This is a genomic window from Paenibacillus sp. FSL R5-0378, from assembly GCF_038009285.1.
GTDB classification, from domain to species: Bacteria; Bacillota; Bacilli; order Paenibacillales; family Paenibacillaceae; genus Paenibacillus_AQ; species Paenibacillus_AQ favisporus.
Map to the genome: position 1 here is coordinate 245,405 of NZ_JBBPAY010000002.1, position 18,106 is coordinate 263,510.

Annotated in this window: 18 protein-coding genes and 2 pseudogenes; 5 read left to right on the forward strand and 15 right to left on the reverse strand. The window is 43.2% G+C overall.

All coding sequences use genetic code 11. The features are described 5' to 3' along the window. Positions 1 to 78: 78 nt before the first annotated feature. From MKY74_RS34640 to MKY74_RS35820, 8 genes and pseudogenes are all read right to left on the reverse strand, one after another. Positions 79 to 999, reverse strand: a complete 921-nt coding sequence (locus MKY74_RS34640; RefSeq protein WP_144025568.1) for a tyrosine-type recombinase/integrase — start codon at positions 997 to 999, stop codon at positions 79 to 81. Between the two features lie 545 nt (positions 1,000 to 1,544). After that, positions 1,545 to 2,498: an alpha/beta hydrolase gene (locus tag MKY74_RS34645; protein ID WP_076177020.1), complete on the reverse strand. Its 954-nt coding sequence runs from the start codon at positions 2,496 to 2,498 to the stop codon at positions 1,545 to 1,547. Between the two features lie 81 nt (positions 2,499 to 2,579). Beyond that, positions 2,580 to 3,545 carry an alpha/beta hydrolase gene (locus MKY74_RS34650; protein ID WP_076177045.1) on the reverse strand — a complete coding sequence of 322 codons (966 nt, stop codon included), beginning with the start codon at positions 3,543 to 3,545 and terminating at the stop codon, positions 2,580 to 2,582. 502 nt (positions 3,546 to 4,047) lie between these two features. Continuing rightward, a complete protein-coding gene (locus MKY74_RS34655; protein ID WP_244169476.1) occupies positions 4,048 to 4,398 on the reverse strand; it encodes a hypothetical protein in 351 nt (116 codons plus the stop codon). Between the two features lie 18 nt (positions 4,399 to 4,416). Further along, positions 4,417 to 4,848, reverse strand: coding sequence for a MarR family winged helix-turn-helix transcriptional regulator (locus MKY74_RS34660; RefSeq protein WP_076177018.1), 432 nt, complete (start codon positions 4,846 to 4,848; stop codon positions 4,417 to 4,419). Between the two features lie 89 nt (positions 4,849 to 4,937). Further along, the gene (gene tpx, locus MKY74_RS34665; RefSeq protein WP_076177017.1) at positions 4,938 to 5,459 is read right to left on the reverse strand and encodes a thiol peroxidase; all 522 of its coding nucleotides are present in this window, start codon (positions 5,457 to 5,459) and stop codon (positions 4,938 to 4,940) included. Between the two features lie 53 nt (positions 5,460 to 5,512). Further along, positions 5,513 to 6,335: pseudogene (locus tag MKY74_RS34670) on the reverse strand (NAD(P)/FAD-dependent oxidoreductase). A gap of 213 nt (positions 6,336 to 6,548) precedes the next feature. Next, positions 6,549 to 6,851 carry a DUF7002 family protein gene (locus MKY74_RS35820; RefSeq protein WP_445671812.1) on the reverse strand — a complete coding sequence of 101 codons (303 nt, stop codon included), beginning with the start codon at positions 6,849 to 6,851 and terminating at the stop codon, positions 6,549 to 6,551. Positions 6,852 to 7,054: 203 nt separating this feature from the next. Between MKY74_RS35820 and MKY74_RS34675 the strand changes: the two genes are divergently transcribed. Further along, positions 7,055 to 8,251: an IS110 family transposase gene (locus MKY74_RS34675; RefSeq protein ID WP_076177140.1), complete on the forward strand. Its 1,197-nt coding sequence runs from the start codon at positions 7,055 to 7,057 to the stop codon at positions 8,249 to 8,251. A 201-nt stretch (positions 8,252 to 8,452) separates the two neighbouring features. Here the strand turns inward: MKY74_RS34675 and MKY74_RS34680 are convergent, their stop codons facing one another. Together MKY74_RS34680 and MKY74_RS34685 are read right to left on the reverse strand one after the other, a co-directional pair. After that, positions 8,453 to 8,614 carry a hypothetical protein gene (locus tag MKY74_RS34680; protein ID WP_167372938.1) on the reverse strand — a complete coding sequence of 54 codons (162 nt, stop codon included), beginning with the start codon at positions 8,612 to 8,614 and terminating at the stop codon, positions 8,453 to 8,455. A 286-nt stretch (positions 8,615 to 8,900) separates the two neighbouring features. Further along, a complete protein-coding gene (locus MKY74_RS34685) occupies positions 8,901 to 9,287 on the reverse strand; it encodes a VOC family protein (protein WP_076176279.1) in 387 nt (128 codons plus the stop codon). A 494-nt stretch (positions 9,288 to 9,781) separates the two neighbouring features. Between MKY74_RS34685 and MKY74_RS34690 the strand changes: the two genes are divergently transcribed. Further along, entirely contained in the window at positions 9,782 to 10,174 is a 393-nt protein-coding gene (locus MKY74_RS34690) for a nuclear transport factor 2 family protein (protein WP_076176281.1), read from the forward strand. Between the two features lie 40 nt (positions 10,175 to 10,214). Further along, positions 10,215 to 11,105 carry an NmrA family NAD(P)-binding protein gene (locus tag MKY74_RS34695; protein WP_076176284.1) on the forward strand — a complete coding sequence of 297 codons (891 nt, stop codon included), beginning with the start codon at positions 10,215 to 10,217 and terminating at the stop codon, positions 11,103 to 11,105. 88 nt (positions 11,106 to 11,193) lie between these two features. On the opposite strand, the gene MKY74_RS34700 is transcribed toward MKY74_RS34695, so the two are convergent. From MKY74_RS34700 to MKY74_RS34715, 4 genes and pseudogenes are all read right to left on the reverse strand, one after another. Then, complete coding sequence (locus MKY74_RS34700) at positions 11,194 to 11,790, reverse strand: TetR/AcrR family transcriptional regulator (protein WP_076176285.1); 597 nt, start codon at positions 11,788 to 11,790, stop codon at positions 11,194 to 11,196. Between the two features lie 400 nt (positions 11,791 to 12,190). Next, positions 12,191 to 12,724 (reverse strand): DUF3995 domain-containing protein, encoded by a 534-nt coding sequence (locus MKY74_RS34705; RefSeq protein ID WP_084204231.1) that lies wholly within the window; start codon positions 12,722 to 12,724, stop codon positions 12,191 to 12,193. Between the two features lie 95 nt (positions 12,725 to 12,819). Then, positions 12,820 to 13,739 (reverse strand): annotated as a pseudogene (locus MKY74_RS34710) (IS1595 family transposase); the annotation flags it as partial. Between the two features lie 222 nt (positions 13,740 to 13,961). Then, a complete protein-coding gene (locus tag MKY74_RS34715) occupies positions 13,962 to 14,267 on the reverse strand; it encodes a hypothetical protein (protein WP_076176286.1) in 306 nt (101 codons plus the stop codon). A 161-nt stretch (positions 14,268 to 14,428) separates the two neighbouring features. Here MKY74_RS34715 and MKY74_RS34720 point away from each other — a divergent pair, with 161 nt between their 5' ends. Next, positions 14,429 to 15,079: a hypothetical protein gene (locus MKY74_RS34720; RefSeq protein ID WP_076176287.1), complete on the forward strand. Its 651-nt coding sequence runs from the start codon at positions 14,429 to 14,431 to the stop codon at positions 15,077 to 15,079. Between the two features lie 1,723 nt (positions 15,080 to 16,802). Here MKY74_RS34720 and MKY74_RS34725 read toward each other — a convergent pair. Further along, positions 16,803 to 17,261, reverse strand: coding sequence for a GIY-YIG nuclease family protein (locus MKY74_RS34725; protein ID WP_076176289.1), 459 nt, complete (start codon positions 17,259 to 17,261; stop codon positions 16,803 to 16,805). Between the two features lie 113 nt (positions 17,262 to 17,374). Between MKY74_RS34725 and MKY74_RS34730 the strand changes: the two genes are divergently transcribed. Next, positions 17,375 to 18,103 carry a M48 family metallopeptidase gene (locus tag MKY74_RS34730; RefSeq protein ID WP_076176290.1) on the forward strand — a complete coding sequence of 243 codons (729 nt, stop codon included), beginning with the start codon at positions 17,375 to 17,377 and terminating at the stop codon, positions 18,101 to 18,103. Positions 18,104 to 18,106: the final 3 nt, after the last annotated feature.

An 18,106-nucleotide genomic window follows, 5' to 3' on the forward strand; every position in this document is an offset into this window, starting at 1 on the left:
GTAAATTCAGGTAAATACAAGCAGAGAATCCATTAGCCTCGTTATGATAGTTATCCCCATTCCTTATTAAGGATAAAGTTAAGAGACGATTGAGACAGGGATCTTCACAGTAGACATAGCCTGTTTCTTCTGCTCATCATTAACATGGGTATATATCATGGTTGTTTCAATCGAAGCATGGCCAAGCAGCTCTTTTACAACCCGAATATCCACCCCATTCTTAAGCATCATAGTTGCGAACGAATGCCGGAGCTTATGGCAAGAAAGCTTCATGTCAGATAAATTGGGATTACTCTCTTTGAAGGCTTTGAATGTCACTGAAGCGACTTTTTGAATCTGCCTTATAGAGAGCCGCATACCTTTTTGAGAAATAAAAAAGGCATCTTCCTTCTTACTATGCGGGTTGATCCTTTCCTGCTCCACTTCACTCAAATATTTAACCAGGAGCTCCGGAACCGGTATCTCATTCCACTTCCTACCTTTTCCCAGCACCTCGATGGTTCCCTTCTCCTTTTTGAAATTATTAAGATTTAAACGATGTACTTCCCCTACACGTAAGCCACAGTACCCCATGAGGAGAAAGATCGCTATATTTCGATTCCTGTAACGCCCATTAATATATTGAAGTGAATCAATTAACTCATTCTCTTCTAGATATACCGGCTTCTTATTCTTCTCCGTTTTGGCTTTTTTGACCTCTGCTGCAGGATTCCGGGAAGACATTTCAAAATCGATCAATGCTTTATAGAATGTTCGTACAGCTGATAGTGTTCGGTTCTTTGCGAGATCGCTGGCATTTCTTTTAGAAAACAACAATTCAATCACATTCAATTTACTTGCTTCTGCTGGTGAAAGACCATTAAGTGACTTGAGATAGTCCGTAGCTTCCCTCATGTATTCTTTTTGGGTTGTTCCAGTATAACCCGCCAACTGCATCCACATTTTGAAAGCACGTAGCTGTTCCTCATACAATTCCTCAATTTCATAATTGCGCGGCAAACATACTCACCTCACTTATCTTCTAAATTAAATAGAAATAACGTATTTATTTTAATAAATCTATTATTAAGCTCCGAAAACCACACACTTTTTAATATACACAATGCCTTAAAACAAAACAAAAAATCGATCTATTATAAAAGTACGCAAAACTCTTGTTTTGTGTACTTATTTCAGCACATATGTTCCAATTTGTGGGTTGAAATAAATAGAGGCAGCATGAAAGATAGCACCTCTCTTAAACTGCAAAAAAATGTAGGATGCAAATGCACCAGGTAACAAGGGATAATGAGCTTAGGAAGAAACTGTACACCCTTTCTTATGGAACAATCGATGAAAAAGGATCCACCCGTTAGCTTAATGATCCTACTTCTTCCTTCAGCTTAACGGGTCTAAGGGCGAATTTTAAAGGTACCCAATGAATTAAATGACAATTTAAGCAACTCAAAAACCGGGACTCGCCAGATAAGGCGTCCCGGTTTTTAACATTCTATGTTGGGTTAATCATCTCAGATAGCAGAGAATATCCTTCTCTCCCTGATCCATTATTGAAATCCATCTTTCAGCCAAGCGCTGGCTAATGCAGTCGCACCGCGGGCGGCCAACGTATCCGCCAAAGCATTCAACATGACGAAATCATGAATGATTCCTTGATAACGCACCGTTGTGACCTCCACACCAGCCTCCCGAAGCTTATTCCCATAGGCCTCGCCTTCATCTCGAAGAACGTCGGCTTCCGCCGTAATGATGAGAGCTGGAGGAAGATCACGAAGCTGGTCGATGGAAGCTCTCAGAGGAGAAGTATAGATTTCATTTAACTCTTCCGGTTTGTTGATATACTGTTCCCAGAACCAAGCCATCCCGTCACGGCGAAGGAAGTATCCTTCGGCGAATTCATGATACGAGTCCGTATCCATTCCCCCATCCGTAACCGGATAGAACAGCAGCTGTCGTTTAATCGTAGGTCCCTTTCTTTCCTTAGCCATCAACGTGATTGCCGCAGTCATGTTGCCGCCAACGCTATCGCCACCGATGGAGATATGATCCGCATCCAGGCCATGAGCCTTGCCGGAGGAAGCGATCCATTGCAGCGTAGCATAGATCTCTTCAAGAGCTGTCGGGTATTTGACTTCGGGAGACAAGCTGTAATTAGGAAATACGATAGCGGATCCGCTTCTGACCGCTAGCTCCCGAATCAAACGGTCGTGGGTATGGGCATTACCGAACACCCATCCTGCACCATGGATGTACAAAACCGTTTTAAGAAGTTGGCCAGCCGAGTTCTTCGGACGCAGGATCCGAACGGACACTTGACCGCTTGGTCCGCCTGGGATGCCCAGATCCTCAATGTCTACATCTTTTTTCTTGGTATCTCCCGATTGAACTTCGTCTACTGTAGCTCTCCCCTGCTCAGGTTCCAGATGGAATAAGTAGGGCGGATTCGCAGTAGCCTCAACAAATTGTTGTGCGGCGGACTCAAGAATAATTTTTTTGGTCATTTTCAACATTCTCCTCATGTTATATTAGTTTTTGAAAATTAAATTTTGCACAATCATTACAGGTAAAAAAATTCGATTCTATTATTGTGACAGCCAAGAATTGGCCAACAGCATTGCTCCGCGTGCAGCATTTGTATCCTTTAATGCATTCAACATCACAAAGTCATGAATAATGCCTTGAAAGCGTACGGCTGTTACAGGGACACCTGCTTCTCTGAGCTTGTTAGCATAGGCTTCGCCTTCATCTCGCAGGACATCCGCCTCACCAGTGATTACAAGCGCTTCCGGCAATCCCTTTAACTGATCAATCGTTGCACGAAGCGGTGAAGCATAGACTTCGTTCCTTTGTTTCGGATCTGTCGTATACTGATCCCAGAACCACTGCATACCATCACGACGCAGGAAATAGCCCGTAGCGAACTGTTGATAGGAGGCCGTATCGAATTTGGCATCCGTAACGGGGTAGAAAAGAAGCTGCTTGCTAATTTTCGGGCCTTTACGGTCTTTAGCCATCAATGTAACAGCCGCCGTCATATTGCCCCCCACACTATCTCCAGCTACTGTGATTTTCTGTGAATTCAGTCTATTATTACTTCCATCTTTGGCCACCCATAGTAGCGCTGTGTAAATCTCCTCGATAGCAACCGGATATTTTGCTTCCGGCGAGAGATCGTAATTCGTAAAGACTACAGCTGAATTGGAACCGACGGCTAGCTCACGAATGAGACGCGAATGTGTCAGCTCGTCTCCAAATACCCAACCTGCTCCGTGGGTGTACAATATAACCGGCAGGTCTTTCGTTACTCCCTTCGGACGAACAATAGTAAGTGACACGCTGCCTTTTGGTCCGCCTGGAATCTTCAAATGCTGAAGATCAACTTCTGGCATTTTCACGTCACCTGATTGTACTTGATCCACGGCTTTTCTTCCCTCTACTGGGCCGAGATCGAACAAATAAGGAGGTTTGGCAGTATCCTCGACAAACTTCTGAGCTGCCGGTTCAAGCACGACTTTATTATTAGAAGTGGTGGTGTTATTTTCCGACACCGTGGAACCGATCGAAATCTGCTTGTTCTGAGCGTCGTAGACGGTCGAAACGTGTAGAGCATCCGCTAGGGTGCGAACCGGAAGATAAGTCGAGTCCTTATAGCTGATCGGCAAAACCTTGTTGCCGCTCGCATCCTTAGGAACATATTCCGCGCCATTGACCTTAAACTTGATATCACTGTTTAAATATGCCGTGATCTTCTCTTGATTGTTTCCTGCATATACGCCGGCCGCGCCGGTAATGGTCATGCCGAGCGCCATCATGGCCGCAACGGATGTTTTGAATTTGTTCTTCATTTTCGGGTTCTCTCCTCTGTTATTCCATTCATTGATAATCATAAATTACCATCAATTTCAGGCCTTTGCCGTCCAATGTGGTTATGCCTATTCCTAGTTGTTAAAAATTTAATTTTGCACAACCATTATGGGTAAAAAAAAGATTACAACTTTCGCAGCTCCCAGAGAATATCCTCCGGTTCCATTCTCTTGGTAAAGTCGGGATTCACAATGCGGAACGGATAACGGAGTATTCGTCAATCATGAACGTTTCCGTCACCGGAAGCAGCCAATGATCTGTCCCATTGTACTCGTGAAGATCTATATTATGGCTCAAGTACATGCCCCTCAGATAGTCAAGCACTCCATACAATAGTTTATATTTGGCGGCAACGATTCCCTTTTTCCCAAGTAAATCTAACAGTCCAAAGTCCTTGGCTTTCGTCCCAACTGGTAGGCCTGTGGCGTTGCCTCCTTCTTGAAGCTGCTGGATGACACGTTGGTGTATCGCCTGCACTTCAAAAGGGCTTGCTGCCGTAATCTTCTCTAACACTGAAGTTAAGGTCGTTGTTGACATGGTCATACCTTGAATAGATTATTTCCCGCTAGTCTGAACGACTTTCTCCACTAACTCTTTGATCGTTTTGTTTAATTCCGAGACATCTTCGATTGACATTCCGCTGGCTGAGAGGAGTGCGGATGGAATACAATCGGCTTCCCCCTTAAGGGCCAACCCTTTCTCTGTGAGCAGGACCAAGACGACCCTCTCATCTTCCGTCGATCGTACTCTCCTAATCAGTTCGTTCGTCTCCATCCGTTTCAGCAGCGGCGTCAAGGTGCCTGAATCGAGGTCTAATTGTTCTCCCAGTTCTTTCACCGTCCGCCCGTCACTTTCCCAGAGGGATAGCAACACGAGATACTGAGGATAGGTAATTCCCATCTCCTCTAATAGCGGTCGATACAACCGAGAAATAGCTCGGGAGCAAGCATATAAGGAAAAGCAAAGGTGTTCGTTAAGTTGCAGCATGTGAGGTCAACCTCTCTATAATATTGTGCACAATTTAACTATACACAATGATAAATGGATGTCAACTCCTTCTTCTGGTAGGTGATCGCTTACTCCGCTAGCTCCCGCAAGGCAGTCAGGGCGGCATCATAATTCGGATGATCCGTTAGCTCGCTCAAATATTCAACGTAGTGGATGGTATCATCGGTGTCGACGATAAAGATTGCGCGTTGATCAAGTTGCAGCTCTTTTATCAACACGCCATAGGCTTCGCCGAAGTTACGGTGTTTATAGTCCGACAGGGTGACGACTCGCTCGATGCCGGCTGTCGCGCAAAACCGGCTCTGCGCGAAGGGCAAGTCAACCGAGATCGTCAATACTACCACGCTATCACCTAGCTTCGACGCCTCTTGATTGAATCGGCGCGTTTGCGCATCGCATACGTCGGTGTCCAGCGAAGGTACGACGGAAATGAGCTTGATTTGGCCCGCATAGTCGGAGAGGCTTGCCTCGGTCATCAGATCTTTATTAATGGTGAATGCGGGAGCCTTATCCCCGACTTTCAGCTCCGGCCCTACCAAGGTGAGCGGTTGTCCACCTATTGTTGCTTTGCCTATACGTTCTTGAGTCAAAATAATAACCTCCATTAGATGATTTAGTTTTACTGTTATGTTGTGAATGCGAATTACTGCTGTTCGAACAAAAAGCTTTCACAATCCAACGCCGCTTTGCAGCCGCTGCCTGCTGACGTGATCGCCTGACGGTAAATCGGATCCATGACGTCTCCGCAAGCAAATACGCCAGGAACATTCGTGCGGGAAGTTCCCGGAAAGACCTCCACATAACCCTGCTCGTCGGTTTGGATCTGGCCCGCCTAGGAATCCGGTATTCGGATGATGGCCGATAGCAAGAAAGACTCCATCCGTTTCCAGTATCCGGTCACACCTTTGTTACCAAACATCACTTCCAGCGGGGTTGCGTTAAGGCTCCACTCGATTTTCTCGTTTCTACGCGCACGTTCCTGCATGATTTGGGAGGCTCAAAGTTCCTCCCTGCGATGCACGACGCGGACTTCGGAAGCGAATCGCGTTAAGAACTGTGCCTCCTCCATTGCGGTGTCACCGCCGCCAAAGACAGTGATGTTCTTGATGCGGAAAAAGAATCCATCGCAGGTTGCACATGTGCTGACCCCGTGGCCGATATTTTCGACCTCACCGGGAATACCAATCATTTTCGCGGAAGTGCCGGTCGAAAAGATCACGGCATCCGCCGTTAATTCAGCTCCCCCTTCCAAATACAATGTGAACGGCGTTTCGATACTTCCATGCAGGTCACTAAGCCGGATTGAATTCGTGCATCGAATCGCTTGGCTTGCTTACGCATATTATCCATGAGCTCCGGCCCTGTGATCCCCTCCTTCTCGACTTCTGTCGTTGTCGTCAGCTGTCCGCCTTTGCTGTTAATCCCACAGGACCGTTTCCGATAATAACGGTTTGATGATGTGACATGTATTCCACCTCACTTAGTTGTATACAAATTAATTGTTCGCAATCTTTATAAGGGAATGATACCTTCTCTTAATTAGTTTGTCAACAACTTAATTTTACACAATTTAAATTTAGGGAATTTCGTCGAGCAAGTTTTTACGATAGACACTAGGGATGTCCACTCAATAGTATTCTAATAACAACCCCTAGCATTTGAACACGCACGTTCAATCATTAATTCCTTTCTAAAGACAGGTTAGTTACTTCCTCTTGTACAAGTACCTCGCGGATCTCAGACGGTTTTGTAGGTACATCATTTTTCTGCACAATCTCAAACTGGCCTAATGCCAAAAACATCTCCATATTTTTCTTATAAGAACAACGTGCAGGGAAGCGAGGTGAGCTTCCGGAGTCATACTTAGACAATTCAACGTTGTCATAGAAGTCGTTATTTGGCTTTTGTAATTTATCACAAATCCCTAAACTATCCTGCCCATTCGTATTATGAGGTGACCAGAACTTACTGGTCGACCTCATTTTTGTGTGGTCATAAGATTGAGGTAGCCGGGGATCGAACGTTTCTGCCCGTGGGACTCAGATCCCGAAAGCTATTCTGTTCATCCCCCCTACTTGTTAAACCATGATTAGGCTAGTTGGGGCTTTGACCCCGAATCACATGCGATAATATGGACGACAAGAAGGTTAGGGGCTGCCGGCGAATATAGACTAGGAGTGATTGAATGAATCCCGTCATCGGGTTGGATATTTCCAAAGGAGAAAGTCATGCACAAGCTTTTTCAAATCGAGGAATGCCTCACGGCAAAATCTTCCGTTTTGGGCATGATCTCGAGGGGCTAATGTCTTTTCTGCGATACGCACAGGAGCTTGAGTTCTTTACAGGTCTGCGTCCTGCCGTCGTGTTAGAAGCAACCGGGCATTACCATAGCCCTGTCGTTCAGTTTCTAGATGAGCATCAGTACTTGTACATCGTTATTAATCCATTGATTTCACATCAGGCCAAAAAAACCAACTTACGTAAGGTGAAAACGGATATTGCTGACGCGTACCAACTGGGGGAATTGTTTTACAAAGAAGAGTTGGAACCTTATAAAAAGCGCGGCCAATATCTGATGAATTTGCGCTATCTGACACGGCAGCATGAGTCTTTAACGGATATGTATGTGCAAGCGAAGCTACAGTTTCAGGCGGTTCTTGATCAGGTCTTTCCGGAATATCATGGTGTGTTTGGTGACCTGTATTCGAAGGTGTCACTTCGTTTTCTGACTCTTCACTCTACGTCTCAATCAGTGTTGGTCAGATCCCTGAAAGATATCACGGCAACGATCCAGTGCCTTGCTGGGCGTTCTTCCACTTGGGCGCTTGAACGTGCCCAGAAACTAATGGCTGCCGCGGAGCGCAATCCTTTCAAGGAGACAGCTTTTCCAAGCCATCTTATCTCACTGGAGTTGCTTATTAACCTACTTCTTCAGTACCAGGAGCATCTAGCCAACCTTGACCAGTCGATAGATGCTCTAGCTGAAGAATTACAGGAATATGATTTGATCCAATCGATACCTGGCATTGGCACCAAAATTGCTGCAACAATTCTGGCTGAAATCGGGGAAATCGATCGATTTGATCATGCAAAAAAGCTGGTTGCATTTGCCGGTATCGATCCAAGCGTGTTCTCTTCCGGCAAGTTTACAGCGACCCGAAACACGATTACTAAACGCGGTTCCAGAAGACTCCGAACGGCCTTATACCAAGCCGTACGCTGTGGTCTGCGTAGCTCTCGCAACCAAAAGCTCCGAGCTTATTACGAGAAAAAGCGTGCTGAAGGCAAACCGTTTAAAGTGGCCGTAATTGCCTGTGTAAACAAGCTGATCCATTGGGTTTATGCGATTCTAACCAAAAAAGAAGCATTTCGACTGAGCTAAACAAGAAAGGCTCACCTTCTGAGGAAAACCTTCCCAAATCCTGTGGGACGGTTATTTGTTATGCTTTCTTTTAAGTATAGCACCTTTGACTTTAACCATTAAGAATTAAATATTGACAAGCTATTAGCTAGAATAGCTTAATGAAGCTGCCGATCAGCACCGGCAGCTTCATCCTTGTTGGTTATTCAACTATCGTTCTCGTTAAAATTCCTGTAAAATGAATAATTTGCTCTTTGCACAAAAACGAGCGCCTCGGTACGATGGGTTCAGTTGGTCCATGACTTCTTTCACTGGAATGCCATCCAGCCTCATTTTAGTAGCTTTCTTTTTCACTTCTACTGGATGGCTGACTCTTGTTGCCAACGCAAAAAACACCTCCAAAGTTGTCTCAGATTTTACGACATGATTGCATTCTTTTAGTTGCTGGATCTATCTGAACCAAGCCCTTTATATTCTTAATAAGATTTATCCACATGATGAGTGCCATAAGCGAACATTCGTTAGAAAACTACATTGTACGAGGGAGCATAATGACTGTTTCACATTTCTTATACCGTCCTTTAACAATAAACGAGATATGCTTCCCACCACTTATCTTTGTTACTTTCAAGTTCCTCTAATTCACCGGTTACAGGACTCTGGCGGTGATTTAACCGCGGTTTACTTTATAAATTTCAATGATATTATTATCCGGGTCATAAAAATGGGCAACTCGCGAACCCCAATCATTTCGATCATGAGGTTTATTTATAAATTCGATACCCTTATTTTTCAAGAGATCATAATACTCGTCAACATCCTTCACTTCAAACTGAATGATAAATTTTGCTTGCTGATTTATTAATTCTGTTGGTTGATATTCTGCAAATATGGCTGTTAACATTTTCTTTTGTGAAAATAGAGCGATGTTTATATCCTCAAAATATGCATATTGCTGTTCATTATCATGCCACCCATGAAAACCAAGAATGTCTCTGTAAAACGTTAGACTTTTCTGGAAATCAACAACACATAATCTTATTGCATGAAATTCCATATTTTATCCCCCAAAAAATAAAATTGGATCATATATTTCATCCTTACTCTTATGCGTCACTATTTAGGAAAGGAATACTCAATTATCATATAACGGGAGAAGCCTTTTATGCACTACTATGCTTATCAACTATTTCATTATTTAATTTATGACGGGCTGGAACAGTGTCATTACGGGCGCCTGGAAAGATATCCTCATAAAGTTCAGAACCGTTTTTTCTCATACATCGTTTCTCCCTATAACTTAGTTTGATCTAAGTTCCCAGCGCGCGGTATGGCGTTGCATGACGGCTGTCCACCACAAAATCACTCTTTTGATATCTCTCCCCATCTTATGAGCTAATTTTGTTTTATCAAAGAAAGAGATTAGAATTATTTTTTTGATCAATCAGTCCGAATTATATTGACTGATCGGTCCGGAAAGTGATATAGTGAGTCTAGGCCTTCCACCAATTGGCTAAAAACCCATTCTCTCAAGAAAGTGAGGCAACTGAAATGAGTACTTTGTCACACGAGCAAGCTGAGCAGCTCATTCAACTTTTCGCAGACCGTTATATTCGTAAGGATTATGCTGCATTTATCGATTTGTTTGCTGAAGATATCGTCTTCGAATTTCCTTATGCACAGGAACCTAATCCTAAACGTCTGGAGGGAAAGGCTGCACTAAAGGAGTATTTGGAGAAGTTAGGAAAGGTGCTTGAGATCACCTCATTCACTGCACCGATCATTCATGTTGCGGCCGGCGCCCCGGTGTTCTTCGCTCAGTTCGGAGCGAGCGGCAAAAACCTGGTCTCAGGCAGACCTTATGAGCAAAGCTATATATCCGTAGTCGAAGTTCAAGATGGAAGGATTGTCCGCTATCAGGATTACTGGAATCCCTTAGCGTAACTGATATAGGACAACAATTAGAACTGAAGGAGATATCCGTATGCATAATAAATCATTCACCCGTATTCTACTAACGGGAGGAGAGGGCAAAACCTCCTCACGCATTGCACAGCTGCTCGACAGTCAAGGTTACCTGATTCGAAGAGCCGGACGCAGTATACCTAAGCCCGGGGATAAAAAAATTGGTGAACACGCCCTGTTCGACTGGTTCGATGACTCTAACCACGATGAGCTCCTAAAGGACGTTCATGCTGTGTATCTGGTTGCACCTGCAAGTATGAATCCTGAAGAGGTCATGATTCCTTTTATCCGCAGAGCACTAGACGCCTCGATTAAGCGCTTCGTCCTATTATCCAGTGCCTCAATTCCGGAAAATGGACCTGTCTTTGGAGCCGTTCACCATTATCTTCGTCAGCACGCCCCCGAATGGGCCGTACTGCGCCCTTCCTACTTCATGCAGAACTTCACAAATGCCGGACACGGGCATGGGTATTCTTTGCGCCATAGCGGGCTTATCTATACTGCAGCCGGAGACGGCCGGGTAGGCTTCGTCGACGCCGATGATATTGCAGCTGTAGGCTTCCATGCCCTAACCGACAAGGAGCCCCATAACCGGGAGCTTATCATTACTGGCCCAGAATCCCTCACTTATGACGATGTGGCCAAAGTGATTCGCAGCGTTACCGGCCTGAACGCCAAGCATATCCGTATCACACCAGAGCAACTTACAGAGCGGCATAAGGCCTCCGGCTTGCCGGAAAGCTATGCCGAATACCTGGCCGGTATGGATGTCAGCATCCGCCTCGAAGGAATGGAGGATCACGTTACGGACACGGTACTTCGTGTAACCGGACGAGAGCCGCGTTCCCTTGAACAATTCATTTCGCTAAACAAGACTTGGTTTTCAATGGATAACCAAAAGGCACTGTGAGAAAAAGGCTCTCCTGTCATCATCTCTTAAGATGACCACAGGAGAGCCTTTTGGGTTCAGGGATTCACTTGTATAAGAGACTTACCGCTTAGCCGCCTTGCATCGTCCGGAAGACGGACAGTACCATTTGCATGATGCCACGCAGCTTCGGCTCATCCATTCCGAGCTTGGCTGACGTTATCAGAGCGATCCGCTCATGTACAAGGAAACAGGCAAGTTCTCGGATGTTCACCTCTGTGCTTATTTCCCCTTCTGTCACCGCATGTTTCAGCATCGTGTAAAAGATCTGCTCCGACAGTTCGGTATTCGCCTGCAAATAAGCAGCCAGCTCCTCATGATGAGGGGCCTGCTCGATCGCGCTGCTAATAATGAAGCATTGCAGGCGCTGTTCGGGGTCCATTAGGACCTTAATGATGGTAGTAAAGACGAGTTCCACCTTGTTAACGACCGTTCCAGGCCCTTCACAATGCTTCTTCAACTCCTGATTCTTCTGATCCATATAGTGCTTAACTGCTGCGAAAAACAACTCCCATTTCGTTCCATACGTATCGTATATACTTTGACGGGCAATGCCCAGCCCGGTGATTAAATCCGGTAACGAGGTGCCTTCATAGCCGCGATTCCCAAAGATGTTCATAGCCTTATGCAGGACCTCATTCGTGTCAAAAGCTTTCGTTCTTGCCACCTGTCGCCCCCCCTTTCTCCAGTTATTCGTATAAGTTATTATACTATAATTGTGGGGAACTCACTTTTTCAACTACCCTTTTGCAGTGAAGATTACTCTGATCCGACAAAACTTGCTAATTAATCTATTTTAGATTAAGGCTATGTTAAATCCTGATGTTGATTTTTACGATAAGAACACCGCCTCGTTGAAGAGGCGGCTTATTGAGCTATCATACTTCCGTTAGTTCAATCATTTAGCGTAATTAAAACATCAAAAATATTTAGTGTATGCACCTATGGGAAGTTCAACTTCTACCTTTTAATCCAGTTTCTTCAAACACCTCACGGAATACTATTTCTACCAAGATTCATCTAGTTCCATTACTCCTCTTGCCAGGTAATGTCGTTTGACAAGAGCATTATCTCATTAGAAGACGATGATTATGTCCACGGTTGAATTGCCAAACTGCAATAAGGAATAGAATCCCTCCAGCCAGCCAAAAGGGTTCCCAAAGCATAAGATACCAATGAACGGCATCCGAGCCAATCGCACTAGGAATACTGACGATACCAGCTTTCATGAGTCCAACCTTAATCAAACCTGCCCCTCCATACAAGACCATACCTAAACCAACACCAATAGAAGAGACGCATAGCATCCACCGAGTTATTGAGCGACCCCATCGCCGAAGTAGTACAAGTGCAAGCAGTCCTAGGAGGAATTTTAGAGCGGCGGTAATCCACAAAATCATTACGAAACCGGGTTCGCGAGCCAGAGCCATTTCTTTGATCCCGTTCCCAAGAGTATCCACACCCAAGGTTCCACCAGCTGCCCAGTAGAAACTCATAGCTGCAAACGTGAAAGCCCAAATACTAGCAGCATATATAGCCCATTCTTTTGATCGTGACTGTGTGGTGGAAATTAGTCGAACGATCTTATTTTGAGAGTTCACCTAAAAACACATCCTTTTCATATCAAGATGGGTGACCCTTCCTGTTTATTCCTTCTAAGGGTGCTATACCTCACCACACTCTACTGCCCGTTCGTTTAACAAGTATAAGCAGAAAGCCGAAGTTTGTCATTCGTGTCGGTCACAGAAAACAGGCATGGTTTCACCAACATATTTTTCTTATTCGATGCTGTATTCTCATATTCCTTGCTACTGTGTAAAGTACCGAAACCAAGCCAAATAATGTTGCAAATATTTAGTTGCAATGCCGTTAAAGCGATCCATCCACTTTTTTAAGCGGCTGTGGTAGCTGTTTACGTTTTGGATATGGTACACGCCCTTTACACGTTGCTTTCCGTCGGACTAAATCGGTAATGAGCCAAGCCCTTTGAATTCGCATAGGAACTGAATGCTCTCCACGAATCAGTGCAAAGCACGTTTGAGGCAGATATATGACCTCCAATCGCTTCATCCAATTTTGTAGTCCGAATACGTCCACGCCCAAGTACGACAGAGTAAGTCGTTTTCTGACGGTCACGGGCAACGAGTACACATACTTGGTCATTACTAATACCACGATATTTGGCTTTTCCGCCGCGTTTACGTGGCTTACGATCGGCAATATTCCGTTGCCCTTTTCGGAGAATAAGAAATACGTTTCGTCCATTTCAACGATTCCTTGGAACGCTTCAGTTGGAATCTGCTTTAGAGCGGCAAGAATCTTATGTCGCCAGTAAAACAAGGTGACGTGCGTGACTTCACCATTTAACTGCTCTGAACATTTTCTCAGTGAATAACCCTCAATCATACATTCAATAAAGCGAATCCAATTATGAGGTCTCCTCGTTCGTTTCAGAGGGGTATTTGTAAGGTCATTGAACGTATGACGACAGGACTTACAACGGTAACGTTGACGTTTAACCTCTCCAGTACGGGTTTTTACAGCGTACTTCCCAAATCGCACAACAGAATGGTTTTTGCAATGCGGGCAGACGAGTCCCTCTTTATGCTTCTGCTCTTAAATTTCATCAATCGCTCGAACTGGAACCGCCACACCTTGGTTCGGGACTGCAAAAAGTAGATAAGCTCTCGCTTACCATTATCGTCCAATGTATCAGCAAGTCTCTTCAGTTCCTTTAAATCCATGGGTAAATCAACTCCGAACAGTGATATTACCCTAATTATAGAACATTAGTTCGTATGCATCGAATATCAACAACAAGGTTTAACAGAGCCTAGATTAAAGGTTTTTCAATAGCTCCCTCGCTTTAGTCTTTATGGCTGCTGTCACGCTCGGATGACTTGAGTCAATTGCTGCTTTAAGCATCTCCTTTTCCCACTTATTAGAGAAAATGATAGTTGTGTAGTTTATTCTGGTGACCTGTGCACCAATTGACGACGCTTTTGGATTTGAAATCAATAACTTCTGGGCTAGTTGTTCCTTGTTCGAAGCAGTAGGCTGATCAAAATATTTACGATAATCCTCGTAGTATAAAACAAAATTAGATAAGCCCACTGAAGCTTTTGCCCGATCAAAATTCACCATATCTGTCCTCCATCCATTTTTATTTTTATTTTTATCATCAGTCAATATTAGTTTCGGAGAATCTTAGATGTAAACCCCAAGTGAATAATAGAAAACTCAGTGATATTTTGAATTATAATATTTTCAATGAAATGATCTTGATCTAGGAGGTTTAAATGTCAATGTCCAATAAAGATAAAATACTTTCTTCAATAACACATGCAACGTTATGTGATGATTGCTTATCAAACTCTGCTAATGTTAAGCCAAGACAAACAGTTTACTCTATTTGCCGCTCTCCTGGTGAAGCTTCAATAATCAAACGATATGAGGGAGTATGCGAGCATTGCCATAAATCTAAAATAATAAATCAATTCCTTAACGAAGTAAAAACATCTGGCGAAAAACTGGACTCACTGCGGTCAGTAAAACTAAACAGCGAAAACACCCCGTGGTACTGGGAAGGCAATGTGCAAAGTAAAGTTGTAAGGTACCTTGTATTAAATGGATACACAATTCACAGTGTCGCGGATACAATATCCCGTTCATCAGGAAAAGATATCATTGCTTCAAAAAGTGGTAGCGAACTATGGATAAGTGTAAAGGGCTACCCACAAAAAAGCCAGCATATTCAGGCTCGTCACTGGTTTTCAAATGCAATCTTTGATCTCCTCCTCTACCACGACGAAAATCCTGAGGCTCAGCTAGGCATTGCTTTACCTGTTGGTTTTACTACTTACAAAAACTTGATACCCCGAATTAATTGGCTGAAAAACTCCATGCCATTTCAATTTTTTTGGGTAGATGAATTCGGTAACGTACAAGTGGAGTAAACTTAAAGGCCTTGTGTAATAGACCGGGGAGTTTTGTTATTGTTTTAAGTAGAGCAATAAATACCAAACGAGATATAATACAGTAATAGAAACGGTGCAATGTAGGGTATCATTATATATTAATAATGGTTCTCCATCTTTTATGAAATTTCGTCATTTATGATAAAGTTCTCGTGATGTCTAGGTTTAAAAAAGCCATCCTTTACGGGATGGCCGGAACAATAACAAATATGGTTTCTAGATAAATTTTTAAAAATACAGCCTACAATCGATGGGTTATCCCCTGATATCTGCTTTATAATTCCTTGTGGTGTCAATAAATCACGATATCCGTAAGCTTTTTATCGTGTAAAACTCAATAAGGTCACACCTTCAGCTATGAAACACGCCAACCAAATAGTGTATGCTCACTTCAAACGCTTCATCAATAAGTATTTTCCAATTCGCTTTAGCATCAACTTTAAGAAAGTAAGTATTGTCCTTATCCAAGTCAATTAAGGTTCTGTACACACGATTGTTCTCTCCATCAAATGATATCGATTCACAATCCTTTAGGTGAATACAATTTCACGTAGAAATACCCTGATTCTTTTGGCGTTATCTCGAACTTATAAACTCCACTCAGAAGTACAAATTGTTCGGTTATATCTAAGCCCTTCTCCCCTTCGAACTCAATTGGCAAATCCGTTGGTGGTCTCATCATGCTATTTACCCGCTTAAATTGATTCTTAATTTCCAAATATCGATAGATCTCTTTATCTAATCTATCTATTTGTTTTTGTATAGTACTAATATTTTGATTTAGAAATTTTTCGACATCAGCATTATATTGCATATTTTTCACAAGAATACCTTGAAAGTGTTTATTAACGCTTTTTATATTGAAACTATGGATTTAGCCTGAGTATCGCCAACCGGAAATTTAAAATGAAAGTTTAGCGCTCTAGCATTAAATGAAATGAATTTTGTTCCTGCGAACCATATTGTGTTCAGCGCCGCTCCAACACAAGCGCAAGTAGTTATTTTATTCTTCTTGATTAAAAATGAATCGTACAAAGGTCATCCCTACGTTAGAATTATTAGTAGCTCTAAGGCGATCCAGAAGATCAACTTGATATTAAAACAATATGCTGTTGGCCCGCCACACCCGATGCTGAAACGGAAAAACAAAAACTTCTGGTTTATAACAACCACAACCTCATTTCTGTAGTCAATGATATGTGTTCGTTAAACGGCGGTGCTCATGACTGCAATGGACAGATACATTTAACTATGATGTATTAACCGGAAAGCGAATTTATTTAAAGGATGTACTCGCTACACCAACACAATAATACCCCGCGAAAAAGTACATCTCTTACACCATTTCGGAGGAAATTAGAACGGGAAGCACGGCGATCTTCGTTGATAGCGTGAACGATTTCCATTTGATTGATTATTGAAGACCAGGTTGACAAGGTTAAAGTCGAAAGGCTGAAGTAAGCATCAGACTTTTACATGCTGTTCGTTTAACAAAGGTCTTTGAATAAAAAAAAACCTCGCAGCAGTTAGCTAGGGTTTATTGCATTGCCTGTTCTCTTGTATTTCCTAAAAGTCGCTCTTCTAAGCGCGTCAAACCAGCCTGTAGCTTCATCTTCAGATATCCGATTTCTGTTCGAATTCATCCTCATCCTCCTCCACCGGAAATAATTATGTTCTTTTTTCTACCCATGAGTGCTGCTACCTAGTGCTCCATAAATGAGTTTTGTTCCGTACACAAGTTCATGGCTGCATAAACTTCAAATATTGTCCGAGTATACACATTATTTATAGGAAGCATGCGTACATTATATCTCTTGTACATGTACTCTCTAGCCGTCTTCATGCAGGAAATCTCCTCAATCCCTTGCTTCCAAAGTCTCAGAGCCAGCGTTGCCTGGGTTTTCTGTATTGCTCTGTGATCAGTACCAATTCGTTGAGCTAGGTTCTTTGATCTCCCCACATAAACTGGCATCTCATCGTCAATTTGACTTATTAAATACACACCTGGCACAGCTGATTTAGTCCCCAATATTCTTTCGATCTTTCCTCTCGTAAGTTCACTTAGGAGATACTTATCAGCTCCTAATAGCTTCTCAAGGAGTAAAGGAAGCTGTTCATGTACGTCAGAATAAGGAATGATATCAGTGCTTATTGTATTCATTTAACTTCTCCTTATCATAATTGTTCAGCTGACCCTGTTATTCCACGGCTTATGTGACACCTTCCAATGAGTTATACTTATAATGTTGAAATATGAACAAGGAGCCCTTGCTTATGCCTGACTACCAATACGGTAACACTACAATTGAATACACCCTAGAATATAAACCTGACGCTAAAGATATCATTATCTCTGTAGACTGGATAGATGGAGTCAAAGTCATAATCCCTCCTTCAGTGGACGATATAAAGCTTCAGGAAGTGTTACATAAAAAATCACCTTGGATCATGAGTAAGTGGTATGAATTTGAGGAGATCGATTTACCGCCCAATCCCAAGGAATACGTAAGCGGAGAGAAGTTCCTCTATCTCGGCAGAGCGTATCGCTTAAAGGTGCAAAAGGAAGCTACGGCAGCCAAGTCCTCATTGCTGTTTCAAAAGGGCCGCTTTATAGGTACAGTTCCAATGAACACTACACAGGGTGAGGTTGCTGAACAACTTCGTTCACTCCTCGTCAATTGGTACATGCTGCATGGGCAAGCTAAACTTCTTGAGCGGCTTAAAATATACGGCCCCAAGATGGGAGTATCTCCATCCAAATTACAATTGAAGGATCAGAAAATGCGCTGGGGATCCTGTGCGGCAGATCAGTCCATTTATATCAATTGGCGAATCATGATGGCTCCCATGAAAGTTATTGACTACGTACTCGTTCATGAAATGGGCCATTTAAAGTATCCGAACCATTCATCGGACTTCTGGCAGTTCGTGCGTTCCATATTGCCTGATTACGATGAACGGAAAGATTGGCTGCGGATCCATGGCCCAATACTCACACTCTAAATA

Excerpts from the sequence above, each read along its gene's own strand:
- MKY74_RS34645 (WP_076177020.1), bottom strand. The coding sequence starts at position 2,498 with ATGACCAAAAAAATTATTCTTGAGTCCGCCGCACAACAATTTGTTGAG.
- MKY74_RS34655 (WP_244169476.1), bottom strand. The coding sequence starts at position 4,398 with ATGTCAACAACGACCTTAACTTCAGTGTTAGAGAAGATTACGGCAGCA.
- MKY74_RS34660 (WP_076177018.1), bottom strand. The coding sequence starts at position 4,848 with ATGCTGCAACTTAACGAACACCTTTGCTTTTCCTTATATGCTTGCTCC.
- MKY74_RS35820 (WP_445671812.1), bottom strand. The coding sequence starts at position 6,851 with ATGAGGTCGACCAGTAAGTTCTGGTCACCTCATAATACGAATGGGCAG.
- MKY74_RS34675 (WP_076177140.1), top strand. The coding sequence starts at position 7,055 with ATGAATCCCGTCATCGGGTTGGATATTTCCAAAGGAGAAAGTCATGCA.
- MKY74_RS34685 (WP_076176279.1), bottom strand. The coding sequence starts at position 9,287 with ATGGAATTTCATGCAATAAGATTATGTGTTGTTGATTTCCAGAAAAGT.
- MKY74_RS34690 (WP_076176281.1), top strand. The coding sequence starts at position 9,782 with ATGAGTACTTTGTCACACGAGCAAGCTGAGCAGCTCATTCAACTTTTC.
- MKY74_RS34695 (WP_076176284.1), top strand. The coding sequence starts at position 10,215 with ATGCATAATAAATCATTCACCCGTATTCTACTAACGGGAGGAGAGGGC.
- MKY74_RS34715 (WP_076176286.1), bottom strand. The coding sequence starts at position 14,267 with ATGGTGAATTTTGATCGGGCAAAAGCTTCAGTGGGCTTATCTAATTTT.
- MKY74_RS34720 (WP_076176287.1), top strand. The coding sequence starts at position 14,429 with ATGTCCAATAAAGATAAAATACTTTCTTCAATAACACATGCAACGTTA.
- MKY74_RS34725 (WP_076176289.1), bottom strand. The coding sequence starts at position 17,261 with ATGAATACAATAAGCACTGATATCATTCCTTATTCTGACGTACATGAA.
- MKY74_RS34730 (WP_076176290.1), top strand. The coding sequence starts at position 17,375 with ATGCCTGACTACCAATACGGTAACACTACAATTGAATACACCCTAGAA.